General features: G+C 41.4%; 26 protein-coding genes. 14 read left to right on the top strand and 12 right to left on the bottom strand.

Translation table 11 applies throughout. The annotated features are described in order from the left end of the window. Positions 1-104: 104 nt before the first annotated feature. Positions 105-620, top strand: coding sequence for a CDP-2,3-bis-(O-geranylgeranyl)-sn-glycerol synthase (locus tag MTTB_RS02810; protein ID WP_248565002.1), 516 nt, complete (start codon positions 105-107; stop codon positions 618-620). On the opposite strand, the gene MTTB_RS02805 is transcribed toward MTTB_RS02810, so the two are convergent. The 6 genes from MTTB_RS02805 to truA all read right to left on the bottom strand — a co-directional run bounded on the left by MTTB_RS02805 (position 617) and on the right by truA (position 7,476). Continuing rightward, a complete protein-coding gene (locus MTTB_RS02805; protein WP_248565001.1) occupies positions 617-1,639 on the bottom strand; it encodes a hydantoinase/oxoprolinase family protein in 1,023 nt (340 codons plus the stop codon). The two genes, MTTB_RS02810 and MTTB_RS02805, sit on opposite strands and share 4 nt — an antisense overlap. A gap of 5 nt (positions 1,640-1,644) precedes the next feature. Then, positions 1,645-2,613: an ATP-grasp domain-containing protein gene (locus MTTB_RS02800; RefSeq protein ID WP_248565000.1), complete on the bottom strand. Its 969-nt coding sequence runs from the start codon at positions 2,611-2,613 to the stop codon at positions 1,645-1,647. After that, complete coding sequence (locus MTTB_RS02795) at positions 2,610-3,899, bottom strand: nucleotide sugar dehydrogenase (RefSeq protein WP_248564999.1); 1,290 nt, start codon at positions 3,897-3,899, stop codon at positions 2,610-2,612. Before MTTB_RS02795 ends, MTTB_RS02800 begins: the two co-directional genes overlap by 4 nt. A gap of 12 nt (positions 3,900-3,911) precedes the next feature. After that, positions 3,912-5,216: a non-hydrolyzing UDP-N-acetylglucosamine 2-epimerase gene (gene wecB / locus MTTB_RS02790; protein WP_248564998.1), complete on the bottom strand. Its 1,305-nt coding sequence runs from the start codon at positions 5,214-5,216 to the stop codon at positions 3,912-3,914. A gap of 64 nt (positions 5,217-5,280) precedes the next feature. After that, complete coding sequence (locus tag MTTB_RS02785; protein WP_282570378.1) at positions 5,281-6,606, bottom strand: DUF460 domain-containing protein; 1,326 nt, start codon at positions 6,604-6,606, stop codon at positions 5,281-5,283. Positions 6,607-6,666: 60 nt separating this feature from the next. Then, positions 6,667-7,476, bottom strand: a complete 810-nt coding sequence (gene truA / locus MTTB_RS02780; protein ID WP_248564996.1) for a tRNA pseudouridine(38-40) synthase TruA — start codon at positions 7,474-7,476, stop codon at positions 6,667-6,669. A gap of 95 nt (positions 7,477-7,571) precedes the next feature. Here truA and MTTB_RS02775 point away from each other — a divergent pair, with 95 nt between their 5' ends. Genes MTTB_RS02775 through pyrI form a run of 8 tightly spaced genes read left to right on the top strand, consistent with a single transcriptional unit; the run spans position 7,572 to position 13,822 of the window. Next, positions 7,572-8,483 carry a DMT family transporter gene (locus MTTB_RS02775; protein WP_248564995.1) on the top strand — a complete coding sequence of 304 codons (912 nt, stop codon included), beginning with the start codon at positions 7,572-7,574 and terminating at the stop codon, positions 8,481-8,483. A 42-nt stretch (positions 8,484-8,525) separates the two neighbouring features. After that, positions 8,526-9,263, top strand: a complete 738-nt coding sequence (hisA, locus tag MTTB_RS02770; protein ID WP_248564994.1) for a 1-(5-phosphoribosyl)-5-[(5-phosphoribosylamino)methylideneamino]imidazole-4-carboxamide isomerase — start codon at positions 8,526-8,528, stop codon at positions 9,261-9,263. Between the two features lie 12 nt (positions 9,264-9,275). Further along, complete coding sequence (locus tag MTTB_RS02765) at positions 9,276-9,731, top strand: FAD synthase family protein (protein WP_248564993.1); 456 nt, start codon at positions 9,276-9,278, stop codon at positions 9,729-9,731. A gap of 18 nt (positions 9,732-9,749) precedes the next feature. Beyond that, positions 9,750-10,760 (top strand): N-acetyl-gamma-glutamyl-phosphate reductase, encoded by a 1,011-nt coding sequence (argC, locus tag MTTB_RS02760; protein WP_248564992.1) that lies wholly within the window; start codon positions 9,750-9,752, stop codon positions 10,758-10,760. A 36-nt stretch (positions 10,761-10,796) separates the two neighbouring features. Then, a complete protein-coding gene (locus MTTB_RS02755) occupies positions 10,797-11,297 on the top strand; it encodes a flavodoxin family protein (protein ID WP_248564991.1) in 501 nt (166 codons plus the stop codon). Positions 11,298-11,305: 8 nt separating this feature from the next. Further along, positions 11,306-12,148 (top strand): protein translocase subunit SecF, encoded by an 843-nt coding sequence (locus MTTB_RS02750; protein WP_428343375.1) that lies wholly within the window; start codon positions 11,306-11,308, stop codon positions 12,146-12,148. Further along, the gene (locus MTTB_RS02745; protein WP_248564989.1) at positions 12,145-13,347 is read left to right on the top strand and encodes a SecDF P1 head subdomain-containing protein; all 1,203 of its coding nucleotides are present in this window, start codon (positions 12,145-12,147) and stop codon (positions 13,345-13,347) included. Before MTTB_RS02750 ends, MTTB_RS02745 begins: the two co-directional genes overlap by 4 nt. Positions 13,348-13,357: 10 nt before the next feature. Continuing rightward, complete coding sequence (gene pyrI / locus MTTB_RS02740) at positions 13,358-13,822, top strand: aspartate carbamoyltransferase regulatory subunit (protein WP_248564988.1); 465 nt, start codon at positions 13,358-13,360, stop codon at positions 13,820-13,822. Here the strand turns inward: pyrI and MTTB_RS02735 are convergent. Genes MTTB_RS02735 through MTTB_RS02720 form a run of 4 tightly spaced genes read right to left on the bottom strand, consistent with a single transcriptional unit; the run spans position 13,819 to position 18,168 of the window. Then, positions 13,819-15,027 carry a pseudomurein-binding repeat-containing protein gene (locus tag MTTB_RS02735; protein ID WP_248564987.1) on the bottom strand — a complete coding sequence of 403 codons (1,209 nt, stop codon included), beginning with the start codon at positions 15,025-15,027 and terminating at the stop codon, positions 13,819-13,821. The genes pyrI and MTTB_RS02735 overlap by 4 nt on opposite strands. A 7-nt stretch (positions 15,028-15,034) precedes the next feature. Further along, positions 15,035-16,225, bottom strand: a complete 1,191-nt coding sequence (locus tag MTTB_RS02730) for an FAD-dependent oxidoreductase (protein WP_248564986.1) — start codon at positions 16,223-16,225, stop codon at positions 15,035-15,037. Positions 16,226-16,234: 9 nt separating this feature from the next. Next, positions 16,235-16,621, bottom strand: coding sequence for a 4Fe-4S binding protein (locus tag MTTB_RS02725; RefSeq protein WP_248564985.1), 387 nt, complete (start codon positions 16,619-16,621; stop codon positions 16,235-16,237). Then, entirely contained in the window at positions 16,618-18,168 is a 1,551-nt protein-coding gene (locus MTTB_RS02720) for a homocysteine biosynthesis protein (RefSeq protein ID WP_248564984.1), read from the bottom strand. Before MTTB_RS02720 ends, MTTB_RS02725 begins: the two co-directional genes overlap by 4 nt. Positions 18,169-18,473: 305 nt before the next feature. Here MTTB_RS02720 and MTTB_RS02715 point away from each other — a divergent pair, with 305 nt between their 5' ends. From MTTB_RS02715 to MTTB_RS02700, 4 genes are read left to right on the top strand one after another with little or no spacing between them, the layout of a single operon-like run. Next, positions 18,474-19,835, top strand: coding sequence for a TldD/PmbA family protein (locus MTTB_RS02715; RefSeq protein WP_248564983.1), 1,362 nt, complete (start codon positions 18,474-18,476; stop codon positions 19,833-19,835). Positions 19,836-19,858: 23 nt separating this feature from the next. Continuing rightward, positions 19,859-20,437, top strand: a complete 579-nt coding sequence (locus tag MTTB_RS02710) for a TIGR00296 family protein (protein ID WP_248564982.1) — start codon at positions 19,859-19,861, stop codon at positions 20,435-20,437. Beyond that, entirely contained in the window at positions 20,434-21,465 is a 1,032-nt protein-coding gene (locus MTTB_RS02705) for an NOG1 family protein (protein ID WP_248564981.1), read from the top strand. Before MTTB_RS02710 ends, MTTB_RS02705 begins: the two co-directional genes overlap by 4 nt. After that, complete coding sequence (locus tag MTTB_RS02700) at positions 21,407-21,874, top strand: Hsp20/alpha crystallin family protein (RefSeq protein WP_248564980.1); 468 nt, start codon at positions 21,407-21,409, stop codon at positions 21,872-21,874. The genes MTTB_RS02705 and MTTB_RS02700 overlap by 59 nt, the downstream gene beginning before the upstream one ends. 24 nt (positions 21,875-21,898) lie before the next feature. On the opposite strand, the gene MTTB_RS02695 is transcribed toward MTTB_RS02700, so the two are convergent. Both MTTB_RS02695 and MTTB_RS02690 read right to left on the bottom strand, forming a co-directional pair. After that, positions 21,899-22,903 carry an SIS domain-containing protein gene (locus MTTB_RS02695; protein WP_248564979.1) on the bottom strand — a complete coding sequence of 335 codons (1,005 nt, stop codon included), beginning with the start codon at positions 22,901-22,903 and terminating at the stop codon, positions 21,899-21,901. After that, positions 22,893-23,468 (bottom strand): thiamine-phosphate synthase family protein, encoded by a 576-nt coding sequence (locus MTTB_RS02690; protein ID WP_282570377.1) that lies wholly within the window; start codon positions 23,466-23,468, stop codon positions 22,893-22,895. Before MTTB_RS02690 ends, MTTB_RS02695 begins: the two co-directional genes overlap by 11 nt. Positions 23,469-23,518: 50 nt before the next feature. Here MTTB_RS02690 and MTTB_RS02685 point away from each other — a divergent pair, with 50 nt between their 5' ends. Next, complete coding sequence (locus MTTB_RS02685; RefSeq protein ID WP_248564978.1) at positions 23,519-23,977, top strand: DUF2124 domain-containing protein; 459 nt, start codon at positions 23,519-23,521, stop codon at positions 23,975-23,977.

The following is a 23,977-nucleotide window of genomic DNA, read 5'->3' as shown; positions in this document are numbered from 1 at the left end:
CTTTTTATCCTAGTAAAATTTTAATAGGGGCATTAAGGTTTATATACATCAATCCCCTTGATTTATAGAATCCCATTTCTAATAGAGGGACGTTGGTGACTACAATGGAAATTGATGCTATCAATATCTTAGGTATTGTCTATGTAATATACTTTATGCTACCAGCTTATATAGCAAATGTAAGTGCCCTTGTTTTTGGAGGGGGCCCGCCCCTTGATCTTGGATATCATTTCATTGATAAAAGGCGTTTGATAGGTGACGGGGTTACATGGCGGGGGAGTATAATAGGAACGCTCCTAGGAACATTAACTGGGATGATACAGGGCACCTTAGTGGATAACATACCATATGGTGTCCTATTGGGTTTCCTATTGGCGCTAGGGGCGGTTGTTGGTGATGCATGTGGTAGTTTCATGAAGAGACGCCTTAATATAGAAAGGGGGCGGCCCGCGCCCATCTTGGATCAATTAGATTTTGCTATTGGCGCCATGCTCTTGGCATCTATTATTGTTAATTTCACGTGGGAAATAATAGTCATGATACTAATAATAACTGTAGTATTACATCTTTCGGCTAATATTATAGCCTATCTAATCGGTTTGAAAGACGTATGGTACTAAAGTTCTGTGAGATGATCTCCCATCATAATGGCTGATCCTATTGCAGGTGCAACTATACACGCGCGGGGATTTAAAAATTCGTCCATGCTCCTACATTCCATTTTTAGGATTTCGGCTGCCTTTCTTCCGAGGATGTTCATGCCAAGTCCTGTTGTAACTATCCTATCTAGGTTTTCTCTATCTGAAACCTCTTTGATGGCCTCGGCTATCTTTAATGTCTGTTGATGGTAAATGTATGTTGCTATCTCCCTTATGTCCTGTTGGTTTAGAAGTTTAAGGTCAGCGCAGAGTAATCTTGCTATCCGCCTCATGGAGTCTCTTGTGGTCTTATCGGCTCCGTCTGGCGTGTCACAAGTGTAATCTTTGTAGTCTATGTTACCGAGTACGAGATGAATGTCTGCGGTGATGGCGAATAACTCTGATGAGACTCTATACCATTTGCCATGTAATGGGACCCTATCCACGATGGTTGCAAGGTTGTTTCTTAGTACGCCGGTGTATACGAGTTCTCCTGTTGATAATCTTTCTAGATCTGATCTTCCCTTCGCACATTCCCTGCCATCTTTTATTGGGATTATATCTGTGGTTGTGCTACCGATATCTACCATTATACAATTTTTGCTTATGGCGGCGGCTATTTGGGATGTGGCGATCCAATTAGCAGCAGCCACCTCTAATGGGTTTTTCAGGGCGGCAGCTGCATCTAGCATCCCTGATAGGCTAACATATGCTACTGGAACGTTAAAAACCTCCTCAACCTTTCCTATTATATCCTTCACTCCTTCTTCTTTGTCCTTGTACGCGTCTGCAAGTTCTGCTGTCATTGTAACCCCAACACCATCTATATCCTCTATTTCCCCGCCTAGGAGTTCCTTTAGCGTCTTTTGGAGTTCATCTTTCTTAAGCCACATTGGGAGGTATCTGGAATCGACTCTTATATCCTTTAGTTCCCCATTTTCTACTTCTATTATGGCCATGTCTGTGTTCGCGCCACCTATATCAATTCCCACGACTTTCATACGAATCAACCTATATTTGATATTCTCATGGAATGTTTTCCCTTTTTAAATTCAGCAACCCCACCTATATTCCATTCCTTGGGTATTTTACCGTTAACAGCTGCTATAATAGCCTCTCCAAGGTTTATATCAATGAGTTTTCTGAGGGCAATGTATGGTGTGGTTATCCTGGAATTTAATTCAACTACATAAATTTTATCAGATAGTATTAGATCAACACCAACATACCCTCTAAGCCCATCTATGGATTCAACAGCCCTTTTAGCTACGAGCAATGCATCATCGGCCATTTCATGTTCGAATGGTGTGATACCCCCATTATATTCTAATATCCCATTATTGTATTTTATATTCTGTTTATTCAGTGATAATGGGAGCGCCACTTTTCCATTGGATAATATGCTGACACTTGCGGCTTCACCCTCTACAAATCTTTGTAATATCATCCTAGAATCTGATGATGTTATTATCTTTTCAAGGTCTTCACTTGACTCTATAATCTTTATACCCTGGCATGCAACCCCATCAACGGGTTTAACCACCATTTTCCCTTCAAAGTTGACATTATCTAATTCATATGTTTCTATGAGGGGTACTCTGCCCTGAAGTGCATTATATGTTCTAAGTTTATCTGAGCATGTGAGAACGGCTTCAGATGTTGAGCCCATAACCTGGACTCCCTCTGATTCCAATAGACACGTTAACTTATATAATTCCATATTTTCTTCTGGTGCTATGAAGAGGGTTGCATCAAATTCACTTGCATTTTCTCTGATCCAGGAATAAAGGTCTTCTTTGAGTATGATGGGATTGGGATAATCAATTAAATGATGAAATTTTTCAGAGATGAGATATGATGGTTTAAACTCCCATAGGTCCTGGAGTAGGGCTTTGAGCATGGACTTGCCCTCTATTAGGATACTAGGATCCTGGATGCCCGTGGCAGTGGCATACTCAAATACTAGCAGGTTCAAGGACGACCCACTCCCTTGAATATTATACCCTTTTTCTTGAATTTTTCAGGTTGTAGTATGGGTCTTGCGCAGATGAAAATCCTCCCCTGGACCATTTTGGGTTCTATCCTGTGATATTCATCATGGTCTGTCATTAAAACTGTGCAGTCACATTTTAGGGCCTCTTTTAATGTAACGGGTTCTGCCCCCATGGCCTTTATAATCTCGTTTTTCACATAGGGGTCATGTACTAGTACATGGGCTCCTTCTTTTAGTAGTGCGTCTATTAGCGGCTTTGAGGGTGTTTCCCTCGTATCGGCTACATTACCCTTGTAGGCTACTCCTAGGATCCCTATATTAGAACCTTCGATACTTAAACCGGTGTCATTTAGGGTGTCTTTTATAAGTTGGAGTACATGGTAGGGCATTTCCTCGTTTATCTGGCGTGCTGTTCTGATCAACCTTGCAGGGACTCCCCTGGCTTCTGCCATTTCAACTATAAAGTATGGGTCGATTGAAAGGCAGTGTCCTCCGACTCCTGGGCCTGGTGTGTGTAGGTTTACCCTTGGATGGTAATTCGCAGCTTCTATAGCATCTATGGCATCTATGCCGAGTGATTCGCATATGATGGCTAGTTCATTTGCTAGTGCGATGTTAGTATCGCGGTAGGTGTTTTCCATTAATTTAACCATCTCTGCGGTTACTATATCCTTAACTTTCACTATTTCGCCCTTTGTTATCTTATCATAGAGTGTGACAGCTCTTTCTGTACTCTCCTTGTCAATGCCTCCTATAACCCTTGCATTGTTTGTCATCTCATATAATGTGTTATTTGGCAGCGCTCTTTCAGGAGTGTATACAAGTCCAAAGTCTTCTGAAACCTTTAAACCGCTCTCTTCGAGTATTGGTAAGACGATCTTTTCGCATGTGGTGGGTGGAACGGTACTTTCAACTATTACAAGGTCCCCTCTTTTAAGACCTTTTGATATTGTCTTTGTGGCTGAGATGACCGCTGAAAGATCTGATGATTTATCAGTGCCTAGTGGTGTTGGAACTACAATTATCATTATATTTGCTTTCTTGGCGGCATATTCACCATCGTCTGTTGCCTTTAGTTTTCCTTTTTTAACAACTTCATGGAGAAGTTCATCTAATCCAGGTTCTATTATAGGTGAAATGCCTTGGTTGATTAGATTAACAATTTCAGGGTTTATGTCAACACCAATAACTTTGAACCCTGCCTTGGCGAAAAGTGCGGCTGTTGGAAGTCCTATATGGCCTAGTCCAAAAACGGCTATTAGTTCCATGTTATAGTCTCCCTATAGGATTTTGTATGTGTCGCATATTATCTGTTTTCCTTTAAGATTCATTGTCTGGTGGGGAAATCTTGGCTTGGTCCCATCATAGACTATCCTAACCTTGCATTTGTCCCTTTTCTCCAATGATTCTACTGTGATGTCCTCTTCTATGAAGTGTAGTTCCCTTTGGAAATCTGGGAGTATGTTTTCGGGTGGTTTTATGGTTAATTTTCCTTTATTGTGGAAATCGAGTGTTGCGTTGATTATTTTCTCGGAGGCTTTACCATCACCATAGGGATTGGGAGCATTTATCATTTTCATCCTAAAATTTGGATTTTCTTGGATTAATCTGAGGGTTTCTATTATCCTTTTCTTGTCAGCGCCTACGAGTATATTCCCACCAGCTTCAACAGTCTCTGGACGCTCTGTATTGTATCTTAGGGTTAAGCATGGTATGTTAAGTGTTATGGCTTCTTCTTGTAAACCTCCAGAGTCTGTGAGGACCACATATGATTTTGATAATAGTAGGAGGAAATCAAGGTACCCTAGGGGTTTTATTAATTTTATATGTTCTGCTTCAGCCAAGGGCTTGTAAAGGTGGAATTTTTCAAGATTTTTACGTGTACGTGGATGTACTGGGAATATTATCATGAATTCGTCTAATTCTAGTAGTGCTTGGGTTATGGATTTGAGTCTGGCCTTGTTATCAACGTTTTCGGCTCTGTGCATTGTGAGGGTGATGATTTTATCAGATGGAAATCTTATATTGGATTTGTGTTTGGCGATTTGAAGGTTTCTAAGACAAGCATCGACTATGGTGTTTCCTGTTATGATAATATTTTCAGGATCCGCGCCCTCGAATAGTAGGTTTAAGGCTGCTTTTTCTGTTGGGGTGTAATAGAGGTGTGTGCAAGTGTCTGCGACTATCCTGTTTATTTCTTCGGGCATTGTCTTGTCAAATGATCTTAGACCGGCTTCTACGTGGCCTACTGGTATGTGCATTTTTGATGCTACTAGGGCGCCTGCTAGTACGGCGTTTGTATCCCCTTGTACCATGACGATGTCTGGTTTTTCCTCTTTTAGGATGTCTTCGAGGCCTTTCATCGTAGCTGCTGTCATCTTAGCATGGCTCTTTGAACCAACCCCTATGTAATGGTCTGGTTTTGGGAGTTCAAGGTCTTGGAAGAATTGTTGTGACATTTCATGGTCATAGTGTTGTCCCGTGTGTATTAGGGAAAATTCTATGTTCCTTTTTTTGATTTCATCGATCACTGGCGCCATTTTAATTATTTCTGGGCGGGTGCCGATAACTATCGCGATCTTCATGGTAATCCCACTTTAACTCTTTCGGCGGGAGGTCCCCCCATTGCGAAGACTATGGGCAGTTCACTCAATGTGTTCTCCGTCTTTTAGCACGGTATTCGTCTATTATCTTCCAGAGTTTTTGTTTTTCTTTTTTTATTCTCTTTTCCATTATCTTTTTCTTCCATTTTCCTATTTCCTTTTCAAGGTCTTTGGCTTTGACCAGCGCGAAATCTTCACGGATTTCGAGTGATATATCCTTTGCTGAGATTACTGGGATTTCTTTATCCTCGAATATTCCGAGGGCTTGGTGTGACATGTTCTCCCTTGTTATTATAGCTCTTGGGGCTATTTTGGTGAGTATTTTCGCAGTTTGGGATCCTCCACCTTTGGCATTGTATAGGAGGATTAGATCATCTTTTTTTATCTTCCATTGTTGGCAGGCTTCTTTTATGCCTTCTTTGGTGAATGATTTCACAATCTTTACGGGGAGTTTTTCTCCTTTATGTTCGAACTCTTTCATTTCTAGTAGTGAATTGATGTTCTTCTCTAGATTTTCCCTTAAATTTTTTTCTTTGTTATATTTTTCTTGTAGTTTTTTTATCAGCTTTATCTTTGATGATAATTCCCTGTTTAAGAGTATGTCCTTTGAATATTCGTAGTGTAATCTTTCAATTTTCTTTTTTAATTTGAGATTTTCTCTTTTTTGTCTTCGCAGTTTATTCTTTAATATCCTGTTTTGTCGTTTTAGTCTGTTTATTAAAAGTTTCTGGTGTTCGATTTTCCTCTTTTGCACTTTAACCCGAGTTTTTAATTGTGAGAATTCTTCCAGGACCTCTTTTGGCTTTTCCCTGTGGGGTTTTTCTATTATTTTCTCGGCGCCCTTTGGTTTTCTGATTTTCTTTATTGCGTTGGTTATTGGTGTGCCTTTGATCACTAATCCTTTTATTTCGTCGATTTCTCTTTGACTAATATCTGAATTTGTAAGACGGGATTCCGCTTGTCTTAGTTTGTTCTCATAGTGTCTATATGTTTTGATCGCAGCTGCAAGGGCGTCCCTTTCATGGGCATCTAATGAGATATCTAATCTTTTCTCTATTAAGAATGTGTTAACAAGTTCGTTTTTTAAAGCCACGGGGAATATCCTCTCTGGCGTATACAGTCTAGAATTTAATGCTGTTGCGATCTTTTTAACCATCCTGGGTGGTGGGTGGACATCAGAGCCTATTACAATGGCTTTACCCTTATCCATGATCTCCATTATAACCTCTGCGTGTGAGGCCTCCTTTATACTGTTAATATGTACAAGGTTTCCTCTAAGGTCTAAAATAGCAATACCCACAGTTAAACCCGGGTCTAGGCCCACTATAATGGGAGATTTAACACTATTTGTTTTTAATTTATCATCCTCCAATTATCCTTTAGATGAGTTGGGGAGTATCATGAGTTCACATTGATTGTTTTGTTTATAATATTATTTGAAGGTTATAAGGGTATCCTTCATCACTTTTCTGACAATAGATGCTCTCTTATATTCTTGGAATTCTTCCTCTAGTATTGATTTAAATGAGGATATCGCATAATCATCTTCTTTGAATTTGATTTTAACCCCATATTCGAGTCCCATTAGTATAAGGTTTTCTGGTGGCATTGGCTTTATATAGGTCCTGTCTTTTGGATTGAGCAGATTATCAACTTCTTCTATTCCGATTTCCCCTTTCCCAACGTCAGCGATGACTTTCACCATTTTTCTCACCATCTGCCATAGGAAACTTTCACCGACTACGTCGATAAGGTAATAATCATCATCTTCTCGGATTTTAACAGATTCTATCTTCCTTATAGGGTTTCTTTCGATTCTCTTGGAAAAATTCGTGAAATCGTGTGTCCCCTCAAACTTAGAAGCCGCTAAGCTCATAAGTTTTAAGTCGAGATCATCATCGAATAATATATAACGATAGTATCTCCTGATGGGGTATCTTACCTTGAACCCATAGTATACGGAGGCGCTTGCCAATACTTTAATGTCACGTGGCAGGATATCATTTATTTGATTCACATGGACTTTGTATGGTGTGAAGAATGTTACAACATTACCAAGTGAATGCACTCCTTTATCTGTTCTGCCGGCGGCCTGGAATCTAGCATCTTTTGGATCCTCAATAAGACCAGCCTCTTGTAGTGCATTTATAAGCTCTCCCTCAACTGTGGGAAGGTCTGGTTGCCTTTGGAATCCGTGGAAACGCGTGCCTAGGTATGCTATCTTCAATGCTATCTTCTTCATATTCGTATCAACCCCCAGAGTAGTTGATTTTATAGACTAATCATACAGATTATAATTGGGATGTTAGTCTTCAAAATTTTTTGGGGGACGATTCAATGAAGCGTTTATGGGGTTATGTGAGCGTAATCCTCGCCACAGTATTCTTCGGCCTATCCGCACCCCTTAATAAGATTATGGTCGGTGAAATGAGCCCTATTTTAATCGGAGCTTTAACCTATCTTATAGCCGGGATTTTCTTATTTTTGATAAGACAATCACCTTTAAAGAATTTTATATTAGATGTGCTTAATCATGGAAAGGATGGTGAGGTGTTCATTAAACCATCAGATTATCTCATCCTCGTTGTAACAGCCGTTTCAAGTTCGGCTATAGCCCCGTTACTCTTCCTCAGAGGCCTTAGCGAAACCAGCGCCGTGAACTCGGCGCTCCTTTTAAATATTGAAGTTTTCTTCATAATATTGATGGGTTTAATCATATTCGGGGAATCCTTGAAATTAAAGGACCTTTTAGGTGTTCTCTTATTAATCATAGGGGCATTATCAATAGCAACTAATGGAGAATTCCATCATATAACCTTAACCCAGAATATCCGGGGTAATCTTCTTGTTATTGGAGCAGCATTCTTCTGGAGTCTAGACACTGTATTAAGTAAATTCCTCAGTAGAAAGAGGGACCTTATATGGATATCAGCTATAAAAAGTTTTATTGGCGGTTTAATATTAATGTGTATTTTATTGTCCCTTAACATGAGCTTGAGGTTCCCACTTAGAATGTTACCATTCCTTTTTTCCGTTTCAATATTTAGTATAGGCTTCGCCTTCATATTAATCTATTTCGCCCTGAGACAAATAGGATCTACTGAAGTGGGCTCCCTATTCCCACTTTCCTCCCTATTCGGGGCCATATTCGCATTCCTGATCCTCGGAGAACCCTTTGGGGGTCTTCAAATCTTCTCCGCTTTTATAATGATCCTCGGAATTTTTATATTATACCAGAACAATAGATGATATAATCCATATAGAAACTGACCTCCCATACTAGTGGTTATCATGTTCCCACCAGATAAAATGTTGATAATCCCTGCAGTTGACATAAAAGATGGTAAATGCGTCCAACTAGTACAGGGTGTCCCAGGCACGGAACAGGTTATCATAGATGATCCCATAGGCGCGGCCATGAAATGGGAAAAGATGGGGGCGAGGACGCTACACCTAATCGACCTTGACGGGGCCCTTGGAACAGGCAACAACTTCCATATTATAGAGGAGATTGTTAAATCCCTTCCCATCCCGGTACAGGTAGGTGGTGGTATAAGAACGCGAGAATACGCCCGGAAACTCCTCGATATTGGCGTTAGAAGGATAATATTAGGTACTGTGGCGGTTGAAAACCCGGAGATGGTGAAAAAACTTTCAAGGGAATATGGATCAGATCAGATAATGGTAGCAGTTGACAGTAAAGACTCGAAGGTTCTCATAAAAGGTTGGACCAAAAAAACAACAATGGAAGCACCTTCACTGGCTAGATTATTCGAAAAAATGGGCGCGGGTAGCATACTATTCACAAACGTGAACGTGGAAGGACTCCTAGAGGGCGTGGATATCAAACCCCTCAAGGAGATTATCAGAGCGGTTAAAATACCCATCATATACTCTGGTGGCGTGACATCCACCAGAGACCTTGAACTTTTGAAGAGGACAGGTGTAAGGGGTGTTGTAATCGGATCAGCCCTATACAAGGGTAAAATAGACTTCAAAGAAGCCCTAGAATATGAGGACCCACTATAGGTGAAGATTATCATGAAGACTGTGATGGCCACCGGCACCTTTGATATCATACACCCAGGACATGTTTTCTTCCTAGAAGAGGCTAAAAAGCTTGGTGGAAAGAATGCGAAGTTAGTTGTAGTCCTTGCAAGGGACTCCACTGTAAGGGCGAAGAAAAGAATCCCCATAGTAGGTGAGAAACAGAGACTAGAGGTTGTTAGAATGTTAAAACCGGTTGATGAGGCCTATCTTGGGAGTGAGACTGACATGTTTGAGATAGTCCATAAAATAAACCCTGATATCATAGCCATAGGCCCGGACCAAGACTTTAATATTAAAGAACTTGAAAATGAACTTAGAAAAAGGGGTCTTAAGTGTGAAGTTAAAAGGGTGAAAAGGTATAAAAAAGCCCAACTTGACAGCACTTGCAAAATAATCAAAAAAATAAAAAGCATGAAATTCGATGATGAAACATTCAAAAACTGTTAAAATCTTCTGGTGGTTTTAATGATCGACGTAGGTATTATAGGAGCTAGTGGATATACTGGTGGCGAGCTTTTAAGATTTCTGAGCAAACACCCCCATGTGGAAATCGTGGCCGCTACATCTAGAAAATATGCTGGCAAGCCCATAAATAGGGTGCACCCACACCTCCAGGACCTTGAACTTGAATTTTCGGATGTTGACATTGATAATATTGATGCAGATCTTATATTCACAGCAACACCACATGGGGCTTCTATGAAGATCGTTCCAAGGATCCTAGAACAGGGTATGAGGGTCGTTGACCTGAGCGGTGATTACAGATTCGATAATATAAAAACATATGAGAAATGGTATGGGATAAAACATGAAGGGTCCTTGGATGCTGTCTATGGGCTTCCAGAAATCTACAGGGACAAGATAAGGGACGCCCATCTCGTTGCGAATCCTGGATGCTTCCCAACAGGGGCTATACTAGCCTGTATACCATTGGTATATGAGAGATTAGCCGAAACTTTTATAATAGATTCAAAGACTGGTGTAAGTGGTGCCGGGATAAAACCCACCACCGTGACCCATTATCCAAATTGTAGCGACAACGTGATACCATATAATGTGACAGATCATAGGCATACACCAGAGATACGCCAGGAATTATCAAAAAAATACCAGGTAAGTGTGAGCTTCACACCACACCTTGTACCGGTCATCCGGGGAATCCTAACAACAGTACACACTTTCCTAAAGGAGGATCTCACCCCCAGGGAACTTGAAAGCATATACAGTGGATTCTATGAGGGCGAACCATTCATAAAAATAATAGAGGATGGTGAAATGCCACGTTTAAGCGCTGTCAGAGGCTCCAATGAGTGCCATATAGGCTGCTTTGAAATTGATGATAATGGGAGAGCTGTTATAATATCAGCAATCGATAACCTGGTAAAGGGAGCTTCTGGCCAGGCAATCCAGAACATGAATATCATGTTCGGCTTTGATGAAAAAACATCCCTAGACATTCCAGCAGTACACCCCTAGCAGACAGGGTATATACATATGGGGGAGGATGCTATTATGAAAAAGATACTAATCATCTACTATTCAAAAACAAAAAATACCGAAACTGTAGCTAAAACCCTCGCAGATGAATTATCAGCCGAAACAGTTGAAATAAAGGATTTAAAGAACCGATACGGTTTCTTGAGTAATATAGGATCAATTATAGATGCTATAAGGGAGAACAAGACTAGGATAGAACCTGAAACTATCGACCTGACCGGATATGACCTCCTTTATATGGGATCCCCCACATGGGCCGGTAAACCAGCACCAGCCATAATAACAATAATAGACAACCTAAAACTAAAAGGCAAAGACGTCATACTATTCGCTACAATGGGCCGCCAGGGGGGAAGCAATGTAATAGATAGGATGGCTGAGAAGATAAAAGCGAGAGGAGGCCGTATAATAAACTCATTCACGATAAAAACGGGTGGGAAACAATTTAACGAGATCAAAGAGGACACATTAAAGGTTATAGCCGAAAAGGACCTTAAGATATACTCTATAGGATAACAGGGTGGATAAAGTTGAAAATAAAACTTCCAGAATCCTACAAACTACTCATAATCATACCATTAATCATAACAATATCATCCCTTGGCATATTATTATCACATGGACTGGAAGAGAGCGTCGACCTGAAAGGAGGATCCATCGCAGAATTAACATTAGAAAAAAGGATGGACCAAACAGAACTCAAGACCATTATCCAAGAAAAACTAAAAATCAAAGACGTTAATGTTGTCTCAATGAAGGGAAATGAGGCAACAGTACAAATGGGCAGCGACATCCAGGTTGATGAATTCACAAGGGCCCTGGAGGGGACGGCAAAGATAAAAAGTTACAGGTCAGTGGGTCCAATACTGGGTAAAGAAGCCATGAAACAAATCTACTGGGCCGTGGGATTCGCCTTCCTTTTCATGTCAATAACAGTACTCATAACCTTCAGAAACCTGATACCATCACTTGCAGTTATAATGGCAGCAGCCAGCGATATTATAATCGCACTCGGTGGAATGTCACTCTTCAAGATCCCCCTCTCACTCGCATCCATAGGCGCGATACTAATGCTAATAGGCTACAGTGTAGACACAGACATACTACTCACAACAAGACTCCTTAAACAAAGAAAAGGTAAAATAACCGAGAGGGCGATAGGGGCTATTAAAACTGGACTTACAATGTCCGGATCGGCGATAGCATCCATGAGCGCACTCTACATCGTAACAGTATTCATCATACCAGAAGCCGAAGTTTTAAGTAATATAGCCGCAGTCCTTATCATCGGATTATCAGCTGACATCTTAACAACATGGCTCATGAACCTTGGTATACTAAGATGGTACTTGGAGGCAAAATCATGAGAAAAGGAATCTCACGATTCATACGAGAACCAAGGACAATCATCCTCATAATACTGGTAATGATAAGTTTAGCAGCCATTTCAACCCTTGGAATCCCACAGGGCCTCGACCTAAAAGGAGGATCCATCATACAAATACAATTGGAAAAACCCGTGGACCCGGCGACCATGAACACCATAACAAGTGTCCTTGATAAAAGGCTTAACATTTTCGGCGTGAAGGATGTGAAGGTAAGGGCCAGCGGAAACCAGAACGTTATCATTGAAATTGCTGGGGTAAAGCCCGAAGAAGTGGCTAGGATAGTGGGCTCCCCGGGTAAATTCGAGGCAAAAATCGACAATAAAACTGTGCTTACAGGAGCTGATATTGTAAGTGTACAATCTCCTATAATACGGGGAAATCAATGGGAGGTTCCATTCCGCATATCACCTGATGGTGCTAAACGTTTTGCAGAGGCTGCGGAGGGTAAAGCCGGTGCACCCGTTGATATGTACTTGGATGATCGTCTCATAACCTCCCCTGAAATATCACCTGATGTGGCGGCTGGTAAACCCGTGACAGATGTTGCAATAACAGGCGCTGAGAGTACAAGAGAATCCGCAGAATTAAAGGCGAAGGAAGTTGAAACCCTCCTGAAATCGGGTTCATTACCTGTTAAGGTTAAAATTGTTGGTGTGAGCAGCGTATCCGCAGAACTAGGAGGTGAATTTACCAAAGGGGCCATAATAGCGGGTTTAATTGCTATTATCGCCATTATCATAATCCTAATCGCACGTTACAGGACGCCCGTCCTGGTGCTGCCAATATTCTTCACGACACTGGCAGAACTTATCCTAATATTAGGTGTTGCCGCCATCATACGATGGAATATAGACTTGGCTGCTATCGCAGGTATCCTAGCAGCCATAGGCACTGGAGTGGACGACCAGATAATCATAACAGATGAAGTGCTCGGCGAGGAAAAGGTGAAAAGGCGCAGGAGAATGTTCAGGATCAGGGAAGCTTTCTTCATAATATTCGCCTCCGCCGGTACATTAATCGCTGCAATGTTACCATTAGCCTATGTGGGTTTTTCAAGGGGCGCTACGGGTATAGGAATGTTAGCTGGTTTCGCATTCACAACAGTCCTAGGCGTGCTCATAGGAGTTTTCATAACACGTCCAGTATATGCTAAATTCATGGAATATATAATAGGATAGGGGGTTTAGATTGAGGAAACCCAGGGAACTTAAAGTTAAACCAATAAAAAATGGGACTGTCATAGACCATATAACCTCAAATAAGGCCTTGCACGTCTTGAAGATTTTGGGTCTTCCAGATGGTAAAAGTAGAGTTACAGTAGCTATTAACATGGAATCTTCACGTTATGGTTCAAAGGATATCGTTAAAGTGGAAAACAGGGAACTGGAATCAAGTGAAGTGGATCAGATAGCCCTCATAGCACCCAAGGCGACCATAAACATAATAAGGGATTATGAGATAGTGGAAAAGTGGAAAGTACACCTCCTCGATGAAGTGCATGGAATATTAAAATGTCCTAATCCAAATTGTATAACTAATAGAAGGGAGCCTGTGGAAACACGATTCTATGTCATTAACAGGGAACCTGTGATTTTAAGGTGTCATTTCTGTGAAAGGCTCATGAGCGAGGATGAAATCGAATCCCAATTCTAGATTGTCACATAACCTGGAAGTCTACCATTAGCACCATAAAAGCTTAGGATCTTACTGTACATGTAAACAAGTCCCTGGAATGGTATGTTACCACGGCTTGTGCTAGCATAATTTGGAGCGCGATTATAAGCTTCAATGAAATTTAGAATTTTCCCTGCAACATTTAAATATTCAGATTTATAGACTATCCCACTTTTATAGTTCCCAGATGATGTTATGGCACTGTTAACGTTCCCCACGGTTATCATGGAAGTGCTGCCACTGTTTATGTTTACTGTAGCTTTACAGAGCAGATACAATGCCTGGCCCATATTATAATCCTTGCCGTTAATGGTGACATTGCTGGGTAGTCTCTTATAGGACTCATAGTAGCCTTTTATGGTATTCGCGCTTGTAACTACCTGCGAAACTGATAAGCCAGTATCTGATATAATATTATTATATTTTAGGAATAGGAGCATTTGTATAAATGATCTGTCAACGCTACCCGTTGCCACTGTTCCGTGTGGGGAAAGAACCTCACATGTGACACTGGGTATACCTGCAAGGTTGCACACATCCTCGAGGGCCCCTGGATATTCCACCCCGGCCTTTTCATATACTATCAGTTTGGTGGGGCTGTTCTTACTTATATAATAGGCTATCTTGTAACTTTCATAGGTTGGAGTTCTTGAACAGAATACTGCATCCGTTCCTGGGGTCCCGTCGGGTTGGGTTGAATGGAAATCCCCTAAGGCTTGGATTAAACGTTCCTTGGCGATCTGCACTATCATATTGGTTGGTGTTCCCTTGTTATTGGCTATACTGTTTGGGTTCTGGCCGTTCCAATAACGTGAGGAGGTGGCTGTTGATGATGGGATGAGGAATGGTACTATATAGACTGTGCCATTAATTTCCTTATCTGCAAGGTAATCTATGAGTTTAAGGGCTGCTAATTGTGGAGGTAATTCATTACCATGAACTCCTGCGACGATCATAACATTCTTGCCGGAACCGTTACCGAATATCACCATTGGTGTGCCGTTTTTAGCTGCTTTGATAACCTCTTGGGTTATAGTATGCTGGGGTGTGTATTGTCTAATATAATAATTTCCTGTAACATTTCCTCCAGTCCCATTATATATGATCTCTATATTGGCGGCTGATACTTGGGCTATGGAAAAAAGTCCTAGGATTACTACCAATATTAGGAATTTTTTGAACATGCGAGATTCACTCCTTTAGTATGTGTCTGGCGAGTTTGAGTGCGAGGGCCATGATGGTGAGTATGGGTGGGGCGCCTGGGGCCTTTGGGAGTACGCTTGCATCTGCAATATAGAGTCCTCTTATCTTTGTTTCAAGGTTTTCATCCACTACTTCACCTATGGGTGCGGTGCCCCCGGGGTGGGCGCCTCTTGGATGGGTTGAAAGTATAGTGGCTGTTTCCACACCAATATTTGAGAGTATGGAACCTGCGATGGCTGATCCCCTTGCGAGTAATTTTATATCATCTGGGGTGTTCTCTTTTATGATCCTATCCAGTTTAACCTTACCATTGTTTTCATCGGCGATTTTAACCATTAGTCCTATGATGTCCTCTTTTTTATAGTCTTTCCTTTTAAGTTCTTTTGCGATGAGCGTGGCGAAATGTGGTGCTAATATGAAATTTTCCATTTCAATTATGGCGTTCATCTGCACTTCTTCATTGAATCGGATACCTTCTAGTATGCCCCCTATTGTTATGAATGTGTCCATGAAGAATGTTTCCCCTGCATTTACGCCAGATCTTAGGAGTAGCCTTGGGGTTCCAACCGCCCCCGCGGCGAGGACCACTATTTCATCATATAATGGCCCATTTGAGGTTTTAACCCCTTTTATCTTATTGTCTTCTATGATGAGCTTTTTCGCTTCGGTCTCGGGGATGAGTTCAGCACCCCATCTTATGGCATCTTCTATGAATTTCTTGGCGGACCATTTAGCGTCCCTTGGGCAGCCGAAGGCGCATTTCCCACAGGGTTTACATTCTTCGGGGTTTATGAATTTTGGCATTCTCCTTATGGGCAGGCCAAGTGATCGTGCACTGTCTATTATAAGTTTTGTCCCATCCCCTATATGTGTTCTTGGGAGGGGTTTCACGTTAAGTTCTTTTTCTATCTCGTCAAGTTCCCTTGTAATATTTATACCATAATCCTTCAGATCATCTTCAAGGACTCTGACGGCGTTTCCTGTCGCTACAAGGGTTGAGCCGCCTACGCATGAAGTTTTAAGAAGATCCACGCCCTTGGGTGGGGGGTCATAGCATTTAAACGCGTGCTTTGAGGGTACAAGCGGCCCCTTTTCTAGTATGGTGACGTTAATGTTATTTTTTGCAAGTTCTCTTGCGATGGTGGCGCCACCAGCCCCTGAACCAACGACTATAACCATAAAATCACTTTATTCGAATAGGATTATGGACTTTGTAGGACAGGATTTGGCGCAGAAGCCACAACCTATACAAATTTGGTCGTCTATTTCTACTGTCCAGTCTTCTTCCATGTTGATGGCTTTTACTGGGCAAAGTGATATGCATGCTCCACAGTCTATGCATTTATCCTTATCCTTTTTAACAACCTTTATTATGGGTTTTACTTCTATACCCTGTTCTTCTATAAACTTTATACTCTCCTTTTCTTCGGGGCCGCTTATCTCGACTAACATTTCACCCCCGCGGGGTGTTATGTGTGCTCTTAGTATGTTGAATTCGATGTCATATTTTTTTATCGCCTTTGAGATTATGGCTTTGCCTATGATGTTTGGTAGGAATCTGAGCCATGCTTTCATATGGATTTGCCCCCTTTATTTATCTTCTTTCCCACGAGCCTTGATATATCCTCTGCTGTTATTATACCCTTGACTTTGTTGTCTGAATCAACTATTGGCAAACCTGAAATGTCATATTTGTCTATTCTACGTGCGACTACTTCTACGGGTTCGTCTTCCCTGGCGATTATAACCTTCTTTGTCATAACATCCCTTAGGCTGGTTTTTCCCTTTGCAACTGCATCAGCTATATCCCATGATGTAACGATCCCTTGGAGTATCCCTTTTTCGTCAACAACGGGGATATGGTTAATGTTGTTTTCAACGAGTTTTCTTGCAACATTCTTAATATCCTCATCGGGGTGTGTGACTATTACTGGTTTACTTTCTAATTCCCGGACAAGTATTGATGGTTTTCTGATTTCGAGGGGCTTTAGGGTGTAACCTCTTGATGGTAGTCTGTAGATTGGTGAGGTGAGTAGGAATTCGCTTTTTTCTATCAATTTTTTAAGTTCTTCTGCTATTTTCATGGCTTTTTTTAATGATGATAATGGTGAAGTGGGAACTTCCATGCCATTTATCTCAATTTTACCACTTTTAAGCTCTTTATAATTTGTTTCTTTGACTACTGGCCTTTTTCTGCGCGGCACTCCATAGTCGACAACCTTGCATGTGATTTCCTCGTCGCTTATCCCGGTGGATGCTGCTATATCCTCATTTAATATTGGTATGGGTATGCCGACTCCAACATAGAGGGTTGGCCCATAGTTTGGCATTGTAGCCGCCCTTAGAAATTCTGGGTCCATTTTTTTCATGTCACCCTTTAGCATTAATGTGCCTGCAGAGGTTGTGGGTACACCGTGCTTTCTTTCGACTTCGGTTGAATGTTGTGTGCCTTCACCGACGATGTAGCCTTCTGTTCCGCATAGGAAAACTCTTGTACCGAAGCCGATGGTCTGGAAGTAGGGGTCGTTTATGAGTGGGCTGAGTTCTCCTGCACTTGAATAGGTTACATTACCATAATTGGGTAAAAGTGTGCCCATGTAGGTATATAGTGTCTCATCGGTTGAATTAACTGCAACAGCATAATTTTGATAACAGTTACGTGGATTAACCATTATAGCCTGGTTGAGCTTATCCAAGGTTATTAAGGTTTCAACATGCTTTAGTGGGTAACAGTCTGTCCCATATGCGTCGGCTACTAATTCTATTTCCTCACCTTTTATAAGATCTTCTATGACATGCGCTCCACCATAGTCCAATCCGATTTCGGGGTCTTTGTTGGGTTGTGCCGCGCCTATATATGCGTCCACTGCTGCAAGACCTGAATAAGCTTCAACACCATTAAGATAAGTTCTAGACATTTTAATGGGAGGATCAGAATGGCCAAAATTTAAAAAAGCCCCTGATGAACACATAGCACCGAATGTACCGGTTGTTACAACATCTACTTCACGGGATGCCTCTCTAGGCCCTTTTTCGGCTACTATCTCTGTCATTTCAGATGCTGTGACCACAACAGCATCCCCATCCTTGATCTTCTGGTTTATCTCATTGATGGTCTTCAAAATATCACATCCCCCAGTAAAGATAGGGTTTATGTCTGTGTAATTATATAATTAGTCCTATAAAAATTATCCATCCACCCCATAACTGGAGGGCACCCTAATATAAACCTTCAAGAATCTCTGGAGATGTCTTGTTTCAAACTTTAGGAATCTAACAGTCCACCCCAAGTTGTCACATTATCCTAGCTCACCAAAAAAGAGAAAATGGAGAATCTCCCAAGTTGTCACATTTATCTAGCCACTAGATACTGTATTTAACCTCCATTAATGGGAGTAGTAAAAGGAGCATTTAAAGGGTTGATAAAATGGACATTAATGTCTTTGAAAAAACAATCCATTGGCTTGGAGAGAAAGCAGATTACGCTGATATAAAGATGGGAGAATCCACGAGCAATTCTCTTCTTATGAAGGATGGTAAAATACAGGAGATTAAAACAGGCCACGACACTGGTATACGTGTCAGGGTCCTTAGTAGGGGTTCATGGGGTCTGGCTTATACTTCTAACCCGTCGAAGGTTGATGAAATAGCCGAAAAGGCCCTTAGATTATCAAAGAGGGTGGGTGGGGATGTTGAGATGGCACCATATCCGCCAGTAGTTGATAGCATAGGCCCTGAGGCTAGAATACCACCCTCCACCGTGCCTGTCGAGGATAAAAAAAGAACACTCCTAGACATACACAAGGCAGCCTCCATAGACAAGGTCATAAGTACCAGTATAAGTTATGTGGACACCGAAACAAAAACCATCTTCTTCAATTCTGAGGGATCATCTATAGAATCAGGGGAGGTAAGGGTAGCCCTATTCTTAAATACAGTAGCTTCTGATGGTTTGCAAATCCAGATGGGACATGATAGTATTGGGGGATGCCACGGCTTCGAGATACTTGAAGGAGAGGACCTTGAAAGGGTGGGTAGAGAAACCGGCGAAAAAGCTGTTAGACTATTATCGGCCCACAGCCCACCCTCAGGTAAATTCACCATCCTAACAGACCCTAAGCTTACCGGAGTCCTTATACATGAAGCATTGGGGCATGCGACAGAGGCGGACCTTGTACTCCAGGATGATTCAATACTTAAAGATCGTCTCGGTGAAAGGATAGGAGCAAAGAATGTAAGGATAGTGGATGATCCTACCATGGACGCTTTTGGACATTACCACTACGATGCGGAGGGCGTGAAAGCATCACCCACAATCCTCGTGGAAGATGGTATCCTAAGATCCTATTTAACTTCAAGGGAGACAGCCCAAAGACTGGGCCTTGGACCAACAGGTAATGCACGTTCAATGATAAGCGAAAACCCTATTGTGAGGATGAGCAACACTTACCTAGAACCTAGGGACTGGGATTTTGAGGAGATGATCGAGGACATTAAATATGGGATATACCTTAAGGGTTCGCGGGGAGGCCAAGTGGACACAGGCAAGGGCATATTCCAGTTCAATGCGGCTGAATCCTTCCTAATAGAAGATGGGGAGATAAAAGAACCCCTCAGGGACGTTTCACTATCAGGGGATATTACAGAAACCCTTAAAGGAGTTGATGCCATAGGATCGGATTTTAAAATGAATATTGGATTCTGTGGTAAAGCTGGACAGACAGTACCTGTAGGTGATGGGGGACCCCATCTCCGAGTCAAAGAAGTGATGGTGGGTGGGAGCGGATAAAGGAAAGTTTCAGGTGATAATAGATGCTTTCAAAGGAGGATGGCAGATTACTTATAAAGGTTGCCAGAAAAGCCATAAGAACATACCTGGAAGAGGGTAGGATAATGGATCCTCCAAGGGTCCCATCCCATCTAAGGGAGAAGATGGGAGTGTTCGTAACATTAAACAAAAACGGGGATCTTAGAGGTTGTATAGGCTTTCCTGAGCCGATAAAACCACTAATAGAGGGTGTTATAGAAGCCGCGGTAGCATCGGCAACATCTGATCCAAGGTTCCGCCCGGTGACATTGGAGGAATTCGAGGAAATTCAAATAGAAGTAAGTGTACTCACAAAACCAGAACCCATAAAAGTGAAAGATCCTAGAGAATACCCTGAGAGGATAAAAGTGGGAGTAGATGGGCTCATCATCGAAAAAGGACCCTACAAGGGACTATTATTACCTCAGGTTGCTGTCGAGTGGGGTTTTGACGAAGAAGAATTCCTCTGTAACACATGCTTAAAGGCGGGCTTGCCACCAGACTGTTGGTATGACCAGGATACAAGGGTCTACAAGTTCCAAGCCCAAATATTCCAAGAAAAAGAATTAAGTGAAAGATCATGAAACTACCACCAATCCCAACAAGTGAAGAACTCCTAAACAAGGCCTTTAGTAGGGCGAGGAAAGCCGCCTCAGCCGCCCGCACATCAAGAATACCAAGTCAAAAAAAGGCTAAAACAATAGAAATTATAAGGATCCAAACGGCCTGTAACATTATCAAGGACAAACTAAAATTGATAATAGAACGCACACCCGACATTGAAAGCTTGCCAGAATTTTACCAGGATTACATTGACGTAACAGTAGGGATAGACCCCTTGAAGAAGTCATTAGGTGCTATTAACTGGGCTGCTGGGATAATCAGCCAACTTGAAAGGGAATACAGGAAGCGTATAAGGAGATCTAGGCCTTCATTAGCGTCATCTATCCGGAGAGAAGCATATGGTAGAATATCATCCGTTATAAAGAAAATTGGGGAGGATTTAGATTTCCTGGATTTTACAAGGAACAAGTTAAAAAATATGCCCACAGTAGATTTTGATGCCTTCACTGTAGTTATCGCAGGATTCCCGAATGTTGGAAAATCAACAGTACTGCGAAGATTAACAGGTGCTAAGCCAAAAGTTGCAGAGTACCCATTCACCACAAAGGGGATCCAGATAGGCTACCTTGAAACGAAATGGAACAAAATCCAGGTCATAGATACCCCCGGACTTTTAGATCGGCCAATCGATCAAATGAACAACATAGAATTAAAGGCCATGGTTGCCCTGGAAAATTTGGCTGACATCATATTATTCATCTTTGACGCATCCGAAACCTGCGGTTATCCTATGGAGGGTCAATATAATCTCTTCAAGGACTTAAAAAGGATATTTGGGATACCATTCATTTGTGTGTTTAACAAGATGGATCTCATAGAAAATATTAAGTATATCAAAAAATATACTATAAAGGTTGAGGATCCTATACTAATCTCTGCTTTAGAAGATGAGGGGGTCTCTAGATTAATAAAAAGATTGGAGGGTCTGCATGAAAAGAAAATTAGAAAAACCTTTCGGCATGCTGGAAAAAAGAAGATTAATGGTTGAGAAGATGATAGAAGATATGATAAATAGTATGAGAGAAATGCAGAAGGAATTCGAGAAGAAAATATCAGAGTATACAGAAGTTCTACCAGAGAAACCAACCCTTGACCTTATAGAAACCGATGATAAACTGATTATAAAAACTGATCTTCCAGGGGTTAAAAAGGAGGATATAAATATAGAATTAACAGAGGATAGTATCACTATAACAGCAAATTTCAAAGAAGAAGTAGAAGTGGAAGGAGCCAATTACGTGAAAAAAGAGCGCAGATATGGTGAAGCAAGGAGAGAATTGAGTTTACCAGCTAAGATAAAAGTGGACGAGGCCAAGGCAACATTCGAAGATGGTGTTTTAACGGTAGAACTTCCAAAGGTGGAAGTTAAAAAGAAACAAACCATTAAAGTAGAATAACACACTTTTTTCTATTTTATACTCTTAGTATCTTACTTTCCCGATATGTCTTGTGCTTCCAGGATCCTTGTTGTTATAGGATGCAAGATAGTATATGAACCATTCAAGTGGTATGACTAATATGAACGGTGATAATAGCCTGTTAAGGTTACTGTAGTCCTTCATTGAGAAGATTATATTCTTTGCATTGATTTTTTCGCAGAATTCGATGCATTTCCTAGTTAGAACATCACCTGGAAGATCGGCGTCTAAGAATACTACTGGGATGCCCTCTTCAACTTTTTCAATCAACCCGTGTCTAAATTCTCCTGAATAAAGTGGACAGGCGTGTTTAAGCGCTCCTTCCATGAACATGGTCATTGCGAGTTTATAGGCAAGACCATAATTCGGACCGCTCCCCATACAATAAAATATATCATCATCCTTGAACTCAAATGCAAGGAGCCTGTTCTCCTCCTCTGTCTCATTTATAAGCTTATCGGTGACGCCTGGCAACTTCTCAAGGTCTTTGAGTATATTTTTTGAAAGTTCATCATCATAAACTCCGAAGAGGATGTAATATAGGCAGAGTAGTTGGTTTATGTATGTTTTTGTCGCTACTATTGCATTCTCCCGTTGGCAATGGGTTAATATTGTCTCATCTGATTCCCTGGCCATGGTACTGGCACCCTCATTGGTTATTGTTATGGTCTTTAGGTTGTATTTTTTTGCTTTCCGCAATGCTGCGAGGGTATCGGCTGTTTCACCGGACTGTGAAGTTAATATTATGATAGAATCTTTATCTTGGATTTTTTTGTGGTAAAGAAATTCATAGCCTGTGAATATACCTATATCCATATCATAATGGATGTTGATGGCGTCACGTGCTGAATAGCATGTTGAAAGGGAGCTTCCACACCCTATAAGGTATATTTTATCGTGTTCCCTTATTTCATTGGAGATTTCATCCATGTGGGATTTTTCTCTTTTTAATGTTTCCCTTATTGATTGTGGTTGTTGAAGGATTTCATGGTACATCTCATACCTCATATTCATCCCCTATTTTTATGGCTATTCTAGCAGCTTCAACGGCATCAGCTGCTAATAATACTATCATGGGCTCTTTTCCCCAATCTCCCTTATGGTATATTACATCTGGTACTCTGCCTATCCTATTGATGGCGACTTTAACACCCCATGGTATGGTGGCCCCTTCTTTTTCTTTGATCTCCCTCGGCTCTTTTCTCCTATCATAATATGAGACTTTAAGGCCCATCCTTTCACAGGATTCTATTATGGCCTTATCATATCTTATGTTAATCCCACTCCTTCGGGTGGGATCATATTTCATTATCTCTAGTATGAGACGTGCTAGATGTGAAGAAGCCCCATATTCAGGTTCTCTGCATGCGAAGACATCCTTTTTATGGACTGTGATCCTCCCGGGGATCCCGGCCACGTCATTGACTGTCTTAGCATTTTCTTTCGCCATCACTATATTTGTTCTCACCTCTGGGATGAGCCTATAAAATCCCCTTGAGGAAGTGATCATCTCAAGGGCCTTTTTTAAATTTTCGATCTCTAATCCGATCCCCCCCAAAAAGTCATATCCCACAATCTTATATAAGTTGTGATGATATAAATTTGCGATGGAGGTTGGATATAATGGAGAAGGTTAAAGAATTTAGGGGCATAAAAGGTAATCTAACAGCTTTTAGGGAAGAGGTCGCGGATGTTGAGACGATTGGGTATGCTGGCGTCCCAGGTGTTTGCACGCCCTTCGCAGAACTTTTCGCATACGCTGCAAGGGACAAGAAGGGTATTTTCATCCCAAACACGGACTTTGAGAAGGCCAGGGAACTCGTATTAACTGAGTATGGTGTTGAATTAGGAGATGTGAACCCTTATAAGGTGGATGCCCTCGTACTCCTGGGGGGTCTTTCAATGCCGAAGATAGGCGCCAAGATCGAAGATGTTAAAAAATTGATAGATGAATCCCTAAAAGATGGTGGGAAGGTTATTGGCGTCTGTTTCATGGACATGTTCAGAAAAGCGGGCTGGTATGAAAAAATCGACTTTGACTGTGTTATAAATGCTGACATTGAAGGATTCGTGGTAAAATAA

Origin of the sequence: Methanothermobacter tenebrarum, assembly GCF_023167465.1 — an archaeon.
Taxonomy (GTDB): Archaea; Methanobacteriota; Methanobacteria; order Methanobacteriales; family DSM-23052; genus Methanothermobacter_A; species Methanothermobacter_A tenebrarum.
This window is presented reverse-complemented; position numbering and strand designations above follow the sequence as displayed.